12 protein-coding genes are annotated in these 14605 nt (G+C 73.9%); 6 read left to right on the top strand and 6 right to left on the bottom strand.

Features of this window, described 5'->3' with window-relative positions:
- Positions 1 to 60 precede the first annotated feature (60 nt).
- On the top strand, positions 61 to 729 hold the full coding sequence (locus E0L36_RS14995; protein ID WP_180929518.1) for a phosphatidylserine decarboxylase: 669 nt from the start codon (positions 61 to 63) through the stop codon (positions 727 to 729).
- Positions 716 to 1570, top strand: a complete 855-nt coding sequence (gene pssA, locus E0L36_RS14990; protein WP_180929517.1) for a CDP-diacylglycerol--serine O-phosphatidyltransferase — start codon at positions 716 to 718, stop codon at positions 1568 to 1570. The genes E0L36_RS14995 and pssA overlap by 14 nt, the downstream gene beginning before the upstream one ends.
- 202 nt (positions 1571 to 1772) lie before the next feature.
- On the opposite strand, the gene E0L36_RS14985 is transcribed toward pssA, so the two are convergent.
- Positions 1773 to 2909: a glycerate kinase gene (locus E0L36_RS14985; RefSeq protein WP_180929516.1), complete on the bottom strand. Its 1137-nt coding sequence runs from the start codon at positions 2907 to 2909 to the stop codon at positions 1773 to 1775.
- Between the two features lie 161 nt (positions 2910 to 3070).
- Between E0L36_RS14985 and E0L36_RS14980 the strand changes: the two genes are divergently transcribed.
- The gene (locus E0L36_RS14980; protein ID WP_180929515.1) at positions 3071 to 4789 is read left to right on the top strand and encodes a BCCT family transporter; all 1719 of its coding nucleotides are present in this window, start codon (positions 3071 to 3073) and stop codon (positions 4787 to 4789) included.
- A gap of 102 nt (positions 4790 to 4891) precedes the next feature.
- Here the strand turns inward: E0L36_RS14980 and E0L36_RS14975 are convergent, their stop codons facing one another.
- From E0L36_RS14975 to E0L36_RS14965, 3 genes are read right to left on the bottom strand one after another with little or no spacing between them, the layout of a single operon-like run.
- On the bottom strand, positions 4892 to 6322 hold the full coding sequence (locus E0L36_RS14975; protein WP_180929514.1) for an NAD(P)/FAD-dependent oxidoreductase: 1431 nt from the start codon (positions 6320 to 6322) through the stop codon (positions 4892 to 4894).
- A gap of 31 nt (positions 6323 to 6353) precedes the next feature.
- Positions 6354 to 7172, bottom strand: coding sequence for an inositol monophosphatase family protein (locus E0L36_RS14970; protein ID WP_180929513.1), 819 nt, complete (start codon positions 7170 to 7172; stop codon positions 6354 to 6356).
- Between the two features lie 50 nt (positions 7173 to 7222).
- Entirely contained in the window at positions 7223 to 9025 is a 1803-nt protein-coding gene (locus E0L36_RS14965) for a gamma-glutamyltransferase family protein (protein ID WP_180929512.1), read from the bottom strand.
- Between the two features lie 52 nt (positions 9026 to 9077).
- Here E0L36_RS14965 and E0L36_RS14960 point away from each other — a divergent pair, with 52 nt between their 5' ends.
- Positions 9078 to 9836 carry a Sir2 family NAD-dependent protein deacetylase gene (locus E0L36_RS14960; protein ID WP_180929511.1) on the top strand — a complete coding sequence of 253 codons (759 nt, stop codon included), beginning with the start codon at positions 9078 to 9080 and terminating at the stop codon, positions 9834 to 9836.
- A 66-nt stretch (positions 9837 to 9902) separates the two neighbouring features.
- Here the strand turns inward: E0L36_RS14960 and E0L36_RS14955 are convergent, their stop codons facing one another.
- The gene (locus E0L36_RS14955; protein ID WP_308416766.1) at positions 9903 to 10592 is read right to left on the bottom strand and encodes a phenylalanine--tRNA ligase beta subunit-related protein; all 690 of its coding nucleotides are present in this window, start codon (positions 10590 to 10592) and stop codon (positions 9903 to 9905) included.
- Positions 10593 to 11066: 474 nt separating this feature from the next.
- On the opposite strand from E0L36_RS14955, the gene E0L36_RS14950 reads away from it, so the two are divergent.
- The gene (locus E0L36_RS14950; protein WP_180929509.1) at positions 11067 to 11579 is read left to right on the top strand and encodes a DUF664 domain-containing protein; all 513 of its coding nucleotides are present in this window, start codon (positions 11067 to 11069) and stop codon (positions 11577 to 11579) included.
- Between the two features lie 180 nt (positions 11580 to 11759).
- Positions 11760 to 12824: a biotin/lipoate A/B protein ligase family protein gene (locus E0L36_RS14945; protein ID WP_180929508.1), complete on the top strand. Its 1065-nt coding sequence runs from the start codon at positions 11760 to 11762 to the stop codon at positions 12822 to 12824.
- 54 nt (positions 12825 to 12878) lie between these two features.
- Here E0L36_RS14945 and E0L36_RS14940 read toward each other — a convergent pair whose 3' ends face one another.
- Positions 12879 to 14435 carry an NCS1 family nucleobase:cation symporter-1 gene (locus E0L36_RS14940; RefSeq protein ID WP_180929507.1) on the bottom strand — a complete coding sequence of 519 codons (1557 nt, stop codon included), beginning with the start codon at positions 14433 to 14435 and terminating at the stop codon, positions 12879 to 12881.
- Positions 14436 to 14605 lie beyond the last annotated feature (170 nt).

Here is a 14605-nt window from a genome sequence, read left to right as displayed (position 1 = left end):
CATCCCGGAAAGCCGCCGTCCCCCTCAACGGTGCGGCTCCCTCCGCTACGAAGGTCTTTCATGCCCCACAGCTCATCCTCCGCACCGGACGGCCAACCCTTCACCACCGGCGGCCGGATCCGCCTGGCGCGCGGAGCGTCACCGTGGCTTCTGCCGACCGTGGCGACCGCCGCCGTCAGCCTCCTGCGGGCCCGCCGGTCCGGGAAGGCGGCGGCGGTCGCCGTTCCCGCCACGGCGCTCGCCGCGGGGATGCTGTGGTTCTTCCGGGACCCGGAGCGCGAGATCACCCAGGGCAGGGTCATCTCGCCCGCCGACGGCGTGGTGCAGAGCATCATGCCCTGGAAGGACGGCCGGACCCGCGTCGCGATCTTCATGAGCCCGCTCAACGTGCACGTCAACCGGGCGCCGATGGCGGGCACCGTCACCTCGGTCGAGCACGTCCCGGGTGGCTTCGTCCCGGCCTTCAACAAGGAGAGCGAGAACAACGAACGGGTCGTCTGGCACTTCGACACCGAGCTGGGCGACGTCGAGATGGTCCAGATCGCCGGCGCGGTGGCGCGGCGCATCGTCCCGTACGTGCCGCAGGGCACCAAGGTCGAGCAGGGCGAGCGCATCGGGCTGATCCGGTTCGGGTCCCGGGTGGACCTCTACCTCCCGGAGGGGACAGAACCAGCCGTTGAGGTCGGTCAGGCCACAACAGCGGGGGTGACTCGCATTGACCGTGATTGATCCCGAAGCCCGGACGGACTCGTCCTGGGTCCCGGAGGACCAGGAGGACGACGACGAGATGCCGCTCTCCACGCGGCTCTCCATAGCGGACACGCTGACGCTCGGCAACGCCACCTGCGGTTTCCTTGCGGTCTACTTCACCACCACCGGCATCCTCATCCCCCACCTCACGGGTGAGGAGTACGGCGGCATGGCGCGGCACAGCGCCGCCACCGCCGTCCTGCTGATGCTGCTGGCCTCGGTCTTCGACCTGTTCGACGGGCTGGTCGCCCGGAAACTCCGCAGCTCGGCGATGGGCGCGGAACTCGACAACCTCTCCGACCTGATCAGCTTCGGACTGGCGCCCGCCTACTTCGTGGTCGTCTGGGGCATGGTCGCCAACGACGCGCACCAGCGGGTCTCGGTGGTCGCCGCCGTGGTGGTGCTGCTGGCGGTGGTGCTGCGCCTCGCGAGATTCTCCTGCGTGCCGATGCGGGACGGCGTCTTCCAGGGCATGCCCGGGCCGTTCGGCGCGCTGACCGTGGTCTCGATCGTGTTGCTGGAACTCCCCTTCGTGCCGACGCTGCTCGCGATCATCGGGGTGGCGTGGCTGATGGTCAGCCGGGTCGAGTACCCGAAGCCGCGCGGCCGTCTGGCACTGGCGATGCTCAGCTGGATCGTGCTCAGCATGGGACTGCTGACCGCCTGGGCCTTCGAGTCCCCCGCCGGGGAGCTGATGCTCCAGACCGGCTGCGCGCTCCAGCTGGTGCTGGGCGCGGTCATCCCGCTCTTCGCCACCGCGCGCCGGGTGCACACCTTCCGTGACAACCGGCGCGAGGCGCGGACGGCGACGCACGGCTAGCCCACGCGCGAGCGCCGGGCGCCGCGCACGAGCCCAGGACGAGGGGCCGGAGGATCTTCCTCCGGCCCCTCGTCGTGTTTGTCCCCGGCCCCTCGTCGCGGGCCCCTCCTCGCGTCCGCCCGCTCCGCGCGTTCCCGTCGTCACGGGAGCGGGGTTCCCGGGGCACGGCGGGGATCCCGGGTCGTGCCCCGGTGGGTCCGGGTCAGAGGCGGTCGGCCGCCAGACGCTCGGCCGTCTCCTCCAGCAGCGCGCCCGCGTTGGCCATACAGCGCTCCGGGTCGGGTTCGATCTCCGTGAGGGCGTAGGCGCGTTCGATGCCCGCGCCGCGCAGCTCCCGGTCGTCGATCTCCACCCGCCCGCACACCGCCACCACCGGCTTGCCCGCGGCGCGGGCGGCGGCCGCGACCCCTGCGGGCGCCTTGCCGTGCAGGGTCTGGGCGTCCAGCGAGCCCTCCCCGGTGACGACCAGGTCGGCGCGCTCCAGCGCCTCCGGGAAGCCGAGCACCTCCAGCAGTACCTCGATGCCGGGCCGGAACGTGGCGTTCAGGCCGACCAGCGCGCCGTAGCCGATGCCACCTGCCGCGCCCGCGCCCGCCGCCTCCGCCGCCTCCGCCGCCCGGGGGCCGAGCGCCTCGGTCAGCACGCCGACGTAGTGGCTGAGGCCGGTGTCGAGCACCGCGATGTCCTCGTCGCTGGCGCCCTTCTGCGGGCCGTAGACGGCGGGGGCGCCCTTCGGGCCGGTGAGCGGGTTGTCCACGTCGCTGGCGAGCACGATCCGCACCTCGGCCAGCCGGGCGTCCAGGCTGGAGAGGTCGGCGCTGGCCAGCTCGCGGAGCGGGCCGCCGCCGTGCGGCACCGGGTCGCCGTCCTCGTCGAGGAAGCGGGCGCCGAGTGCCTCCAGCATGCCCGCGCCGCCGTCCGTGGTGGCCGAGCCGCCCACGCCGAAGACGATGGTGGTGGCACCCGCGTCGACGGCGGCGAGCAGGAGTTCGCCGGTGCCGTAGGTGGTGGCCGTGAGCGGGGCGAAGGCCCCGGGCGGCAGCAGTTGGAGTCCGGACGCCTCGGCCATCTCGACGACGGCGGTCTCCCCGCGCAGCGCGAAGGCGGCCGTGACCGGCGCGCCGAGCGGACCGGTGACCTCCACCTCGTGCCGTTCGAAGCCGTCCGCCACCGCGGCGGCCACGGTGCCGTCCCCGCCGTCGGCGACGGGCAGGGCGTCCACCTCGACGCCGCCCCGTGCCCGCTGGATTCCCGTACGGACGCGCTCGGCGACCTCGACGGCCGTCAGCGATCCCTTGAACTTGTCCGCGGCGATCAGCACCCGCGCCGTCGTGGTCATGGCTAGTGCCTCTGGCTCTCTCTCGCGTTCAAACAGGCTTCGCGCCGGGGCGACACTATCCGCCACAGGTGCCCGGCGACCATGGGCCGCCGTGGCCGGTCGCGTCGGCGTCCGGCGTGCCCGCGCCCGAATTCGCCCGCTAGCGCCGCATAGTGGGCGCCATGAGCACCGACGCCGAGCCTCCATCGGGCGGGTCCCCCGGACCGGAGACCGCCACGGACCAGGAGGAGCCGCCGGCGGAACCGGGACCGGACGTCACCGTCGTCACCCTCGGCGCGACGGGGATCCTCGCGGTCGTGGCGTGGGCGGTGCTCGGCCGGGGCTCCTTCGACACGTTCTCCTCCGCGGCGCTGAACTGGGTGCTGGAGAACTTCAGTTGGCTGTTCATGGTCGGCGCCAACGTGTTCCTGGTGCTCTGTGTGCTGCTCGCGCTCAGTCGGTTCGGGGCGATCCGGCTCGGGGAACCGGACGCGGAACCGGAGTTCGGCGGACTCACCTGGATCGCGATGATGTTCAGCGCCGGGATGGGCATCGGCCTGATGTTCTACGGTGTCGGCGAACCGCTCCAGCACTATGTCGACCCGCCGCCGTTCGGCGGGGTGCGGTCCCAGTCCGGGCCGTCCGCCCAACTGGCGCTGGAGTACTCGCTGTTCCACTGGACGCTGCACCCCTGGGCGATCTACGCCATGGCGGGGCTGGCACTCGCCTACGTCACCTTCCGCAAGGGGCGCGGCAACCGGATCAGCGCCGTCTTCGTCCCGCTGATCGGGGAGCGGGCGGCGAACGGCCGCGCGGGACAGCTGATCGACCTGCTGGCCGTCTTCGCCACGGTGTTCGGCACCGCGACGAGCCTCGGGCTGGGGGCGCTCCAGGTGTCCCGGGGGCTGGACCTGACGACCGGGATCGACGACTCGACCACGCTCCAGCTGCTGGTGATCGTCGTGCTCGGAGCCGCGTTCGTGGCCTCCGCCTTCTCCGGTCTGCACCGCGGGGTGAAGTGGCTCAGCAGCGTCAACCTGGTGCTGGCGGCCTGTCTGATGCTGTTCGTGTTCCTGGTCGGCCCGACCGTGTACGTGCTCAACACCATTCCGGCCTCGGTCGGTCCGTACCTCCAGAACCTGCTGACGCTCTCCTCGCGCACCGGCGCCTTCGGCAGCGAGGACTGGCTGGGCGCCTGGACGATCTTCTACTGGGCCTGGTGGCTGTCCTGGGCCCCGTTCGTGGGGACCTTCCTGGCACGGATCTCGCACGGCAGGACCGTCCGGGAGTTCCTGTGGGGGGTGCTGCTGGTGCCGAGCGGGGCGTCCATGGTGTGGTTCTGCGTGCTGGGCGGGACCGCGATCCGGCTGGACGCCACCGGGGAACGGGACCTCTCGCGACAGGCGGACGACGTGGAGCAGTCGCTCTTCTCGATGCTGGACGCCCTGCCGCTGGCCGCCGTGACCTCCGTCATCGCGATGCTCCTGGTGATGATGTACTTCATCACCAGCGCCGACTCCGCCTCGCTGGTGATGGGTTCGCTCACCAGCCGGGGCGCCCTGCATCCCCGCACCTGGCTGGTGGTCACCTGGGGCGTGCTGATGTCGGCGGTGGCGGCGGTGCTCCTCCTCGCCGGGGGGCTGGAGTCGCTGAAGTCCGGCACGATCCTGGTGGCGCTGCCCTTCGTGCTGGTCATGCTCGGGCTGTGCTGGGCGCTGCTGCGGGAGTTGCGCACCGACCCGGGCGCGGGCCCCACCCGGCACCAGCGGCTGCACGGGATGCGGGACGCCGTCCGGCTGATGGTCGGCGACGAGTTGGTGGAACGGCGGCGCGAGCGGCGCCACCCACGGCTGCGCCGTGCGGCGGAGTCCCGGCGCGCGGACGGCGAGGAGCGGCCGTAGGCGTACTCCGCCACGAACGGGCCGCGGGGAGCGGCGCGTTGCGGCGGAACCGGCGGGCGTGAGAACGGAACCGGCGGGCGTGGGTCAGCGGCCGGACGGTGGTCAGGCGGCGTGGCGCAGCCGCCGCCAGACGGCGCGGGCGGCGTGGTGGCCCGGCATGCCGTGGACTCCGGGGCCGGGCGGGGTGGCGGCGGAGCAGAGGAAGACGGAGGGGTGGGCCGTCTCGTACGGGACGCGGCGCAGCTTCGGCCGGATGACCAGCTGGAGGTGGGTGGCCGCGCCGCAGCCGATGTCGCCGCCGACGTAGTTGGCGTTGCGGGCGGCGAGTTCGGGTGGGCCGGCGGTGGCGCGGGCGAGCACCAGATCGCGGAACCCGGGGGCGAAGCGCTCCAGTTGGCGCTCGATGGCCTCGGTGGCGTCGCCGTCCCAGCGGGCGGGCACGTGGCCGTAGGCCCAGAAGACGTGCTTGCCGCCGGGGGCCCGGGTGGGGTCGACGAGGCTGGGCTGGGCGGTGATCAGGAAGGGCCACTCGGGGGGCTCGCCGCCGACGGCGGAGCGCGTCGCGAGGTCGATGTCGCCGCTGGTCGGGCCGATGTGCACGGTCCCGGCGCGGCGGGCGGGCTCGGCGGTCCACGGGACCGGGCCGTCCAGCGCGTAGTCGATCTTGAACAGGCTGGCGCCGTACCGGAATCCGTCGTAGGCGCGGCCGAGTCCGGCGATCCGCGCGAGGGAGGCGGGTGAGGTGTCGAAGACGTAGGCGCGGGCCGGGGGGAGTTCGTCGAGCCGCCGGACCTCGACGCCGGTGTGGATCACGCCGCCGAGGGTGGCGAGGTAGCCGGCGAGGGCGTCGGAGATGGCCTGCGAGCCGCCCCGGGGCACCGGCCAGCCCCGCGCGTGCGCGGCGAGCGCGAACACCAGGGCGGGCGAGGCGGTGGCGGGGCTGTTGAGCGGGGCCGTGACGTGCGCGGCGAGCCCGGCCATCAGCGCCTTCGCGCGGGGTTCGCGGAAGCGGAGGTTCATCCAGGAGACCGGGAGCAGTCCGGCGGCGAGGCCGAACCGGGCGAGGAGCACGGGATCGCTCGGCCAGCGGCCGTTCAGCAGCGAGCCGACGCCCATGAAGTCCGCGGCCAGCGCGTCCCATCGGCCGAGGAAGGGGGCGACGAGACGCTCGTAGGCGCGGCCGTCCCGGGGGCCGAGCGACCGGGCGGTCTCGCGCACGGAGTGGGCGAGCAACACGGCGGTGCCGTCCGGAAACGGGTGGGCCATGGGGAGTTCGGCGTGCAGCCACTCCAGGCCGTGGTCGCCGAGCGGCATGGTGCCGAAGGCCGGTGATCCGGCGCCAGTGGGGTGGACCGCCGAGCACGGGTCGTGCCGGAAGCCGGGGAGAGTCAGCTCCTCGGTGCGGGCGCCACCACCGATGCCGTCCCGCGCCTCGAAGACCTCGACGGACAGGCCGCGCCGGGCGAGTTCCACCGCCGCCGTCAGCCCGTTGGGGCCCGCACCGACGATCACCGCATCACGGATGGTTGGCACTCCAGGCTCTCCCCTCGCTTCCGCGGGGCGCTCAGCCGCCCTCGCGCAGCAGCTCCACCATACGCCGGGCGGTGGGCTCGTCCCGCGCCGCGGTGAACGGCAGGTCGTTGTCCCCGGCGAGCCGGAACGGCTGCCCGGCGACGGTCGCGTTGACGCCGCCCGCCTCGGAGACCAGCAGCAGTCCCGCCGCGTGGTCCCAGGCGGCCTCCCAGCTGTAGACGACGGCGTCGAGCTGGCCGCGCGCGACCGCCAGGTACTCCAGCCCGGCGGAGCCGGTGGGGCGGTCGGTGACGCCCTCGACGGACAGTGCCCGCAGCGCCCTCCGCTGTTCCACGGTGGTGAAGTCCGGGTGGGAGGTGGCCACTTCGAGGGCCGCGCCGGGGGCCGGTGAACCGGCCGTCAGGGGCTCGCCGTTGAGGTGGGCGCCGCCCCGCAGCCGGGCCACGGCGAGTTGTTCGCGGGCGGGCGCGTAGGTCCAGGAGGCGAGCACCTGTCCGTGGTGGGCGAGGGCGAGCAGGGTGCAGAAGCCGTCCTCGCCACGGACGAACTGGCGGGTGCCGTCGATCGGGTCGATGATCCAGACGGGGGCCTCGCCGCGCAGCGCCTCGTAGGTGGCGGGGCGGGTGTGCACGGTCTCCTCACCGACCACGACGGAACCGGGCAGCAGCGCGGGCAGCTCCCTGCTGAGGTACTCCTCCGCGCGCTGGTCGGCGACGGTGACGAGGTCGTGCGGCCCGCTCTTGCGGGTCACGTCGTGCTCGGCGAGGTGACGCCAGCGCGGCAGCACCTCGCGCGCCACCGCCTCCCGTACCGCCTGTTCGGCCGCCGTGGCCAGCGCGTCATCGATCATGCCTCCATGGAAGCACGGCGGCCGGGCGCGCGGGTTCCGGCGGCGGGAGGTCAGCGGCCGGCCGCGTAGCCCTGCGCGCCGCGCGGGTTGGCGCCCGCGCTGAGCACTCCGGTCTCCGGGTCCCGCGCGACCGCGCACAGCCGCCCCTCGGACCACGGCGGCGCCACCGTCACCCGGTGGCCGCGCTGCCGCAGGCCGCGCAGGACGTCCTCGCCGAAACGGGCCTCGGCCGTCACCGCGCCCGGGTCCGTCGCGCGCGGGTGGAAGGAGCTGGGGAAGCTGTCGGTGTGCCAGGCGGGCGCGTCGATCGCGCCCTGGAGGTCCGGGCCGCCACGGACGGGGGCGCGCAGCGCGACGTCGAGGAAGAAGCGCAGCTGCCACTGGTCCTGGCTGTCGCCGCCCGGGGTGCCGAAGGCGAGCACCGCTTCGTCGCCGCGCAACGCCAGGGAGGGGCTGAGGGTGGTGCGGGGGCGGCGGCCGGGGGTGAGGGTGGCGGGCAGGCCGGGTTCCAGCCAGGTCATCTGGAGGCGGGTGCCGAGCGGGAAGCCCAGCTCGGGGATGACCGGGTTGGAGTGCAGCCAGCCGCCGCTGGGGGTGGCGCTGACCATGTTCCCCCAGCGGTCCACCACGTCGAGGTGGCAGGTGTCGCCGGGGCGTTCGCCGAGTCGGCCGAGGGTGGGCTCGCCGGTGCCGGGAGCGGGGGGATCGGCGAGCCCCGCCGTGACCCCGGCGGCCAGCCGGGGGACACGGCCGCCGGGGCTACCGGGCCGCAGCGCGTACGAGGCGGTGGGTCCGACGAGGGCGCGGCGGGCGGCGCTGTATCCGTCGGCGAGCAGGTCGGCCAGCGGCGCCCGGGGCGCGCCGTCCGCGTCGCCGTACCACGCCTCCCGGTCGGCCAGCGCCAGTTTGGCGCCCTCGACGAGCCGGTGCAGGCCCTCCGCGCTCTCCAGGACCGCCGCGCCCTCCGCCGCGAACCCGTCCGGCAGCAGGGCGAGTTGCTGGAGGAAGGCGGGGCCCTGGGTCCAGTGGCCGGGTTTGGCGACGGTCCAGCCGTTCCACCGGTAGGTCACGGGCTCCTCGTACCGGGCCTCCCAGCCGGTGAGGTCGTCTCCGGTGAGCGTGGACACGTGCCGCTCCCCCGAGCTGTCCAGAGTGGGGGTGTGGGCCGCCGCGAGCAGCGCCTCCGCGACGAAGCCCTCCCGCCACACGCGCCGGGCCGCCTCGATCCGCCGCTCCCGGCCGGGCCCGGCGGCCGCCGCCTCGGCGAGCAGCCGCCGCCAGGTCGCGGCCAGCGCGGGGTTGCGCAGCAGGGCGCCGGGCGCCGGTGGGCGCCCGCCGGGGAGGTACAGCCGGGCGGACGCGGTCCACTCGCGCTCCAGCAGCTCGCGGACCGAGCTGACGGTGGCGCCGATCCGCTCGACGGCCGGGTGGCCGTGCTCGGCGTAGCCGATGGCGTACCGCAGCAGTTCGTCCAGGGGCCTGCTGCCGTGGTCCCGGAGCAGCACCAGCCAGGCGTCGACGGCGCCGGGCACCGCCGCGGCCAACGGCCCGGTGCCGGGGACGCGTTCGAGCCCCAGCGCGCGGTAGTGCTCCGGGGTGGCGCCGCGCGGGGCCACCCCCTGTCCGCACAGCACGCGCACCCGCCCACCGGCCGGGGCCAGCAGGATGGGCACCTCCCCCGCCGGTCCGTTGAGGTGGGGTTCGACGACGTGCAGCACGAACCCGGCGGCCACGGCGGCGTCGTAGGCGTTGCCGCCGTCCTCCAGCACGGCCATCGCGGACTGCGAGGCGAGCCAGTGGGTGGACGACACCATGCCGAAGGTTCCCTGGAGTGTGGGGCGGGTGGTGAACACGGCTCTCCTCGCGGGTGGGCTTCCCGATCGGAGGAATGGCTACCCTGCTGACATGCCGACCCAGCAGACGACCACGGAGCGCGGCCCCCTCGTTGCCCTCCTCAGCGGTGCGGGGATCTCCACGGACTCCGGAATCCCCGACTACCGCGGGCCGAACGGGCTGTGGCGACAGAACCCGGACGCCGAGAAGCTCGTCACGTACGAGTACTACATGAACGATCCCGAAGTCCGCCGCCAGTCCTGGCGGATGCGGCGTTCCAGCCCCACGTGGACCGCCCGTCCCAACGTCGCCCACGAGGCGGTGGTCCGGCTGGAGCGGTCGGGGGTCCCGGTTCGTGTCATCACACAGAACGTCGACGGCCTGCACCAGCTCGCCGGACTCCCCGAGCGGAAGGTGCTCGAACTCCACGGGAACTCCCGCTCGGTGGTGTGCACCCGGTGTGCGGTGCGCTCCTCGATGGCGGAGGCCCTGGAGCGGGTGGCCGCCGGTGAGGAGGACCCGCCCTGCCGGGAGTGCGGCGGCATCCTCAAGTCCGCGACGGTGATGTTCGGCGAGGGGCTGGATCCGGGGATGCTGAGCGCCGCGGTCGAGGTGGCGAAGGCGTCCGAGGTGTTCATCGCCGCCGGCACCAGCCTGCACGTCCAACCGGCGGCCTCGCTCACCGAGTTGGCGGCCGCGCACGGCGCCAGGCTGGTCATCGTGAACGCCGAGCCGACGCCGTACGACGCGCTGGCGACCGACATCATCCGGGAACCGGTGGGCGTGGCCCTACCGCGTCTGCTCGACGGGTTCGCCGCGGCCGGGAGCTGAGGCGGCCGGGTTCGGCCGCCTCAGCTCCCGGCCCGGGGTGGCTGGAGCGTGCCGCGCCGCGGCCGCTCAGCGCAGCAGCCGCCGCGCGGCGCTCGCGCCGGGGCTGGCGGTGAGCAGGGCCTCGGTCAGCGCCTCCCCCGCCGCGTCGAGCGCGGCGTCGTCCAGCGGGCCGAGGGCGTCCAGGATGAACACGGCCCGGGTGGTGTCCTGGCTGAGCCGGGTGCGCACGCACTGCCGCCAGTTCCACCGGCGGCAGGTGACCCCCGCGTCGTCCCGCCACACGACCTCGCCGGGGCGCGGCTGTTCGGTGGCCTGGTCGCCGCCCACCGAGGTCGTGAACGGTTCGCTGCCGTCGGCGCGGGTGAGCCGCGCGGGGCCGGTGTAGTGCGCCAGGTCCTCGCCGCCGAGCGGCAGTACGTGGGCGACGGAGATGGCGTTGTAGAGGTCGGTGAGCCGGTCCACGCGGGGCAGGCCGTCCGGCGCCCGGCGCAGCAGCGCGTCCACGCTGGGCCGGGTGCGCTTCGGCTTCGCCCCGAAGGCGCGGAACGCCTCGCGCCAGGCGAGGACGTGGGGGTGGGTCTCCGGGTCCACGGCGCCCGCCTCCGCCGCCGCGAGCAGCCGTTCGCTGTCGGCGTCGGACGGGCCGGGACGCAGGCCCTCGGCGACGACGACCAGTGCCCGGTAGTCCGGGCGCAACGCGGTGACCTCGGGGTCGATGGACGCCCCCGCCAGCCAGTTCTCGATCTCGGATGCCACTGCCGTGCCCGCTCTCTCCACCGTCCGGCGGTTCTCCGCCGACGGGGGTGCTCTCCTGCCGTACGTCACCGGGCGCGGCCCCCGCGCGCTCGCGCACACCGCCGCCCGCCGTATCCCCGTCCCGCGCCCCCGGATCGGCGGCAGCCGGGCCGGTGGGGCGCACCCCTCGGAGAGTACAACATATTGAACCATTGGGTACACCTTGAACGACGCCCGGATGTACGGCGAAAGCACCCGGCGGGACGGTCGGCGGCGGGCGGGCACGGGGACGGCGCGTACGGGTCGGTGGGGCGGGATTCCTCGTCCGCCGGGGCGCTTCCGCGGCCGGCGCCGTTTCCGCACCGCCGTGAGCGGAGACCGCTGGGACGGAACGCCCGTCCGCCTCCACCCCGTCCGCCCCGCCTCGTCTTCCGTCGTCCCCCGCGATCTCCCGTCATCCCCCGCGTCCGTCCCCGCACCAGACACGGAGTCACCATGACCGCCAGCACCGCCCTGCTCGTCGACGCCTTCGGCCGGATCCGGGAGACCGTCCGGGACACGGTCACCGGCCTCAGCCCGGACGAACTCACCGCCCGGCTCGATCCGGAGGCCAACTCCATCGCCTGGCTGGTCTGGCACCTCACCCGGGTGCAGGACGACCACATCGCCGACGCGGCAGGAACCGAACAGGTCTGGACGGAGGAGGGCTGGGACGAGCGCTTCGCGCTCCCCCTCCCCACCGCCGCCACCGGCTACGGACACAGCAGCGCCGAGGTGGCCGAGGTGCGCGGCCTCAGCCCCCAGACGCTGATCGGCTATCACGACGCCGTGCACGACCGCACCGTCTCCTACCTGGGCGGGCTGTCCGACGCCGACCTGGGGCGGGGCGTCGACACCTCCTGGACTCCCGAGGTCACCCTCGGCGTCCGGCTGGTGAGCGTCGCCGCGGACGACCTCCAGCACGCCGGGCAGGCGGCCCTCATCCGCGGGGTGCTGCGCCGCCGCTGACCGCGCCCACCCGGAGCCGGGGAGCGGGCGCGGGCAGCCCGGGAGGCGCGGGCGGCGTACGGGTGGGTATACGGGCGGAGGGGTACGGGAAACCCGACGGGCGGGGCGGGCGTAGCCTGGGCGGTGGCGGGCCCCACCGTGCGCCGCCGGTCAACAGCGGTACGCGGAACGGGAGTCGGAATGCACGGCGAGTACAAGGTGCCGGGCGGCAAGCTCGTGGTGGTGGACTGCGACGACGTCGGCGGGGTCCTGCGGAACGTCCGGGTCGCGGGCGACTTCTTCCTCGAACCCGACGAGGCGCTCGCCGCGATGGACCGGGCGCTGGAGGGCGCGCCGGTCACCGCTGAGGCGGCCGAGCTGTCCGCCCGGATCGAGCAGGCGCTGCCCGAGGGCACGGTGATGTTCGGCTTCTCGGCCGGGGCCGTCGCGATCGCCGTCCGGCGGGCCGTGGCGGAGGCCGGGGACTGGACGGACTACGACTGGCGACTGGTCCGGGAGGGCCCGCAGCCGCCCGCCCTGCACATGGCGCTCGACCAGGTGCTGACGGAGGAAGTGGCCGCGGGCCGCCGCCCCCCGACCCTGCGGGTGTGGGAGTGGGGGGCGCCGGCCGTGGTGATCGGCAGCTTCCAGTCGCTGCGGAACGAGGTCGACCCCGAGGGTGCCGCCCGTCACGGAGTGAGCGTGGTGCGCCGGGTGTCCGGCGGCGGCGCGATGTTCTGCGAGCCGGGCAACACCATCACCTACTCGCTCAGCGTGCCCGCCTCGCTCGTCCAGGGGCTGACCTTCGTCGACAGCTACGCCTACCTGGACGACTGGGTGCTGGGCGCGCTCGCTGACATGGGCATCGCGGCCTGGTACCAGCCGCTGAACGACATCGCCTCCAAGGACGGCAAGATCGCCGGGGCCGCGCAGAAGCGGATGGTCGGCCCGGACGGCGGCCCCGGGGCGGTGCTCCACCACGTCACGATGGCCTACGACATCGACGCCGACCGGATGCTCGACGTCCTGCGGATCGGCCGGGAGAAGCTCTCCGACAAGGGCACGACCAGCGCGAAGAAGCGGGTGGACCCGCTGCGGAGGCAGACCGGGCTGTCTCGCGGCGAGGTGATCGACCGCATGGTCGCCTCCTTCCGCGGCCGGTACGGGCTGACCGACGGCCCGGTCAGCGGCGCGGAGATGGCCCGGGCGCGGACGCTGGCGGAGGAGAGGTTCGGCGCCACCTCCTGGACCGCGCGGGTCCCCTGAGCCGCCCGGGGGCGCCCGGTGACACCGGGCGCCCGAGGCTCGACGGACCGTCGGTCAGGGGGAGTTCGGCGCCCGCCGGTGGCGCGCGGTGGCCATCAGGGCGGTGTAGACGAGGAGCGATGCGGTGAGGCCGACGGCCCAGCCGTAGTCCGCGAGGGGCTGGAGGAAGGGGATCAGCCCGTCCTCGGGGAAGGGCCCGTTGCCGGGGTCGGAGTAGGAGCCGCCGACCGCGAGGACCGCGCCGACGGTGAAGGCCGCCAGGGCCCGCCAGTTCCAGCCGCCGGTGTACCAGTAGACGCCGTCACGTCGGTAGAGCGCGGCGAGGTCGAGCCGGGTACGGCGGATCAGCCAGTAGTCCGCGATGAGGATGCCGGCGACCGTACCGAGCATGCCGCCGACGGTGCCGAGCCAGGTGTAGATGTAGAAGCTGGGGTTCTCGATCAGCTTCCAGGGGAAGATGACCACGCCGAGCACGCAGGCCACGATCGCGCCGGAGCGGAAACTCAGCAGCCGCGGGGCGGCGTTGGAGAAGTCGTAGGCCGGACTGACGAGGTTGGCGGCGATGTTGGTGGAGAGCGTGGCCATCAGGATCACCAGCAGCGCGAAGACGACGCCGACGGTGCTGTCCATCCGCGCGGCGAGCTGGCTGGGGTCCCAGATGGGTTCCCCGTAGACGGCCTGCGACCCGGAGGTCACCAGCACCGACAGCAGCGCGAAGAAGGCCATGGTGGTGGGGAGTCCGAGGGTCTGGCCCCACACCTGGGCGCGCTGTCCCGCCCCGAAGCGGGTGAAGTCGGGGATGTTCAGCGAGAGCGTCGCCCAGAAGCCGATCATCCCCATCAGCGCGGGGAAGAAGACCGGCCAGAAGTCCGCGCCCCAGCCGAGCTTGGAGGGCTGGTCGAGCAACGGCCCCAGTCCGCCCGCCTTGTTGGCGATCCAGGCGAGCAGCGCGAGACCGCCGAGCAGCATCAGCGGCGCCGCCCAGTTCTCCAGCTTCTTGACGGCGTCCATACCGCGCAGAATGATCACGATCTCGAAGAGGAAGAAGAGCGCGAAGCAGAGCCACTGCGGCCAGGGGTAGCCGAACAGTTCACCGGCGCCGGTCCACCAGGCGCTGTCGGCCAGGGACTTGCCCGCGAGGAAGTAGATCGCCTGGCCGCCGATCCAGGTCTGGATCCCGAACCAGGCGCAGGCGACGACGCCACGCACCAGCGCCGGGAGGTTGGCGCCCAGCACCCCGAAGGAGGCGCGGGCCAGGACGGGGAAGGGAATGCCGTAGCGGGGCCCCGCGTGGCCGGTGAGCAACATCGGGAACAGCACGATCACGTTGGCCAGCGCGATGGTCAGCACGGCCTGCTTCCAGTCCATGCCGAGCGAGACCAGACCTGAAGCGAGCGTCCAGGAGGGGATGTTGACGGCCATCCCGATCCAGAGCGCCGCGAAGTTGTAGGTGGTCCAGCGCCGTTCGGCCAGTGGGACGGGCGCCAGGTCGTCGTTGTGGTATGGGCTGTCGGCCGGTATCGCCCCGTCGGCGAGTTCCACCCGGCCGTCCGGGTAGGTGATCTCGGAGCTGGAGGTGCGGGGCTGTTCGGGGGGAGCCGTTTCGCGCACGGGTACACCTCGTCGTCTCGGGTTCGGGGATTCTGGGATTCGGGGTCGGGGGCTGGGAGTTCGGGCAGTTCGGGGGCCGTGATCCGCACGGGGTTCGCGGGTTCGCGGGATTCACGGACCGGTCCGGCCGCGCGGGGCGGACTCGGGGCCGGGGCGGGCTCGTTCGCCGG

Source organism: Streptomyces sp. AJS327, from assembly GCF_013450295.1.
GTDB lineage: Bacteria > Actinomycetota > Actinomycetes > Streptomycetales > Streptomycetaceae > Streptomyces.
The sequence above is the reverse complement of the archived record's forward strand: the minus strand, read 5'-3'. Positions and strand labels throughout refer to the sequence as shown.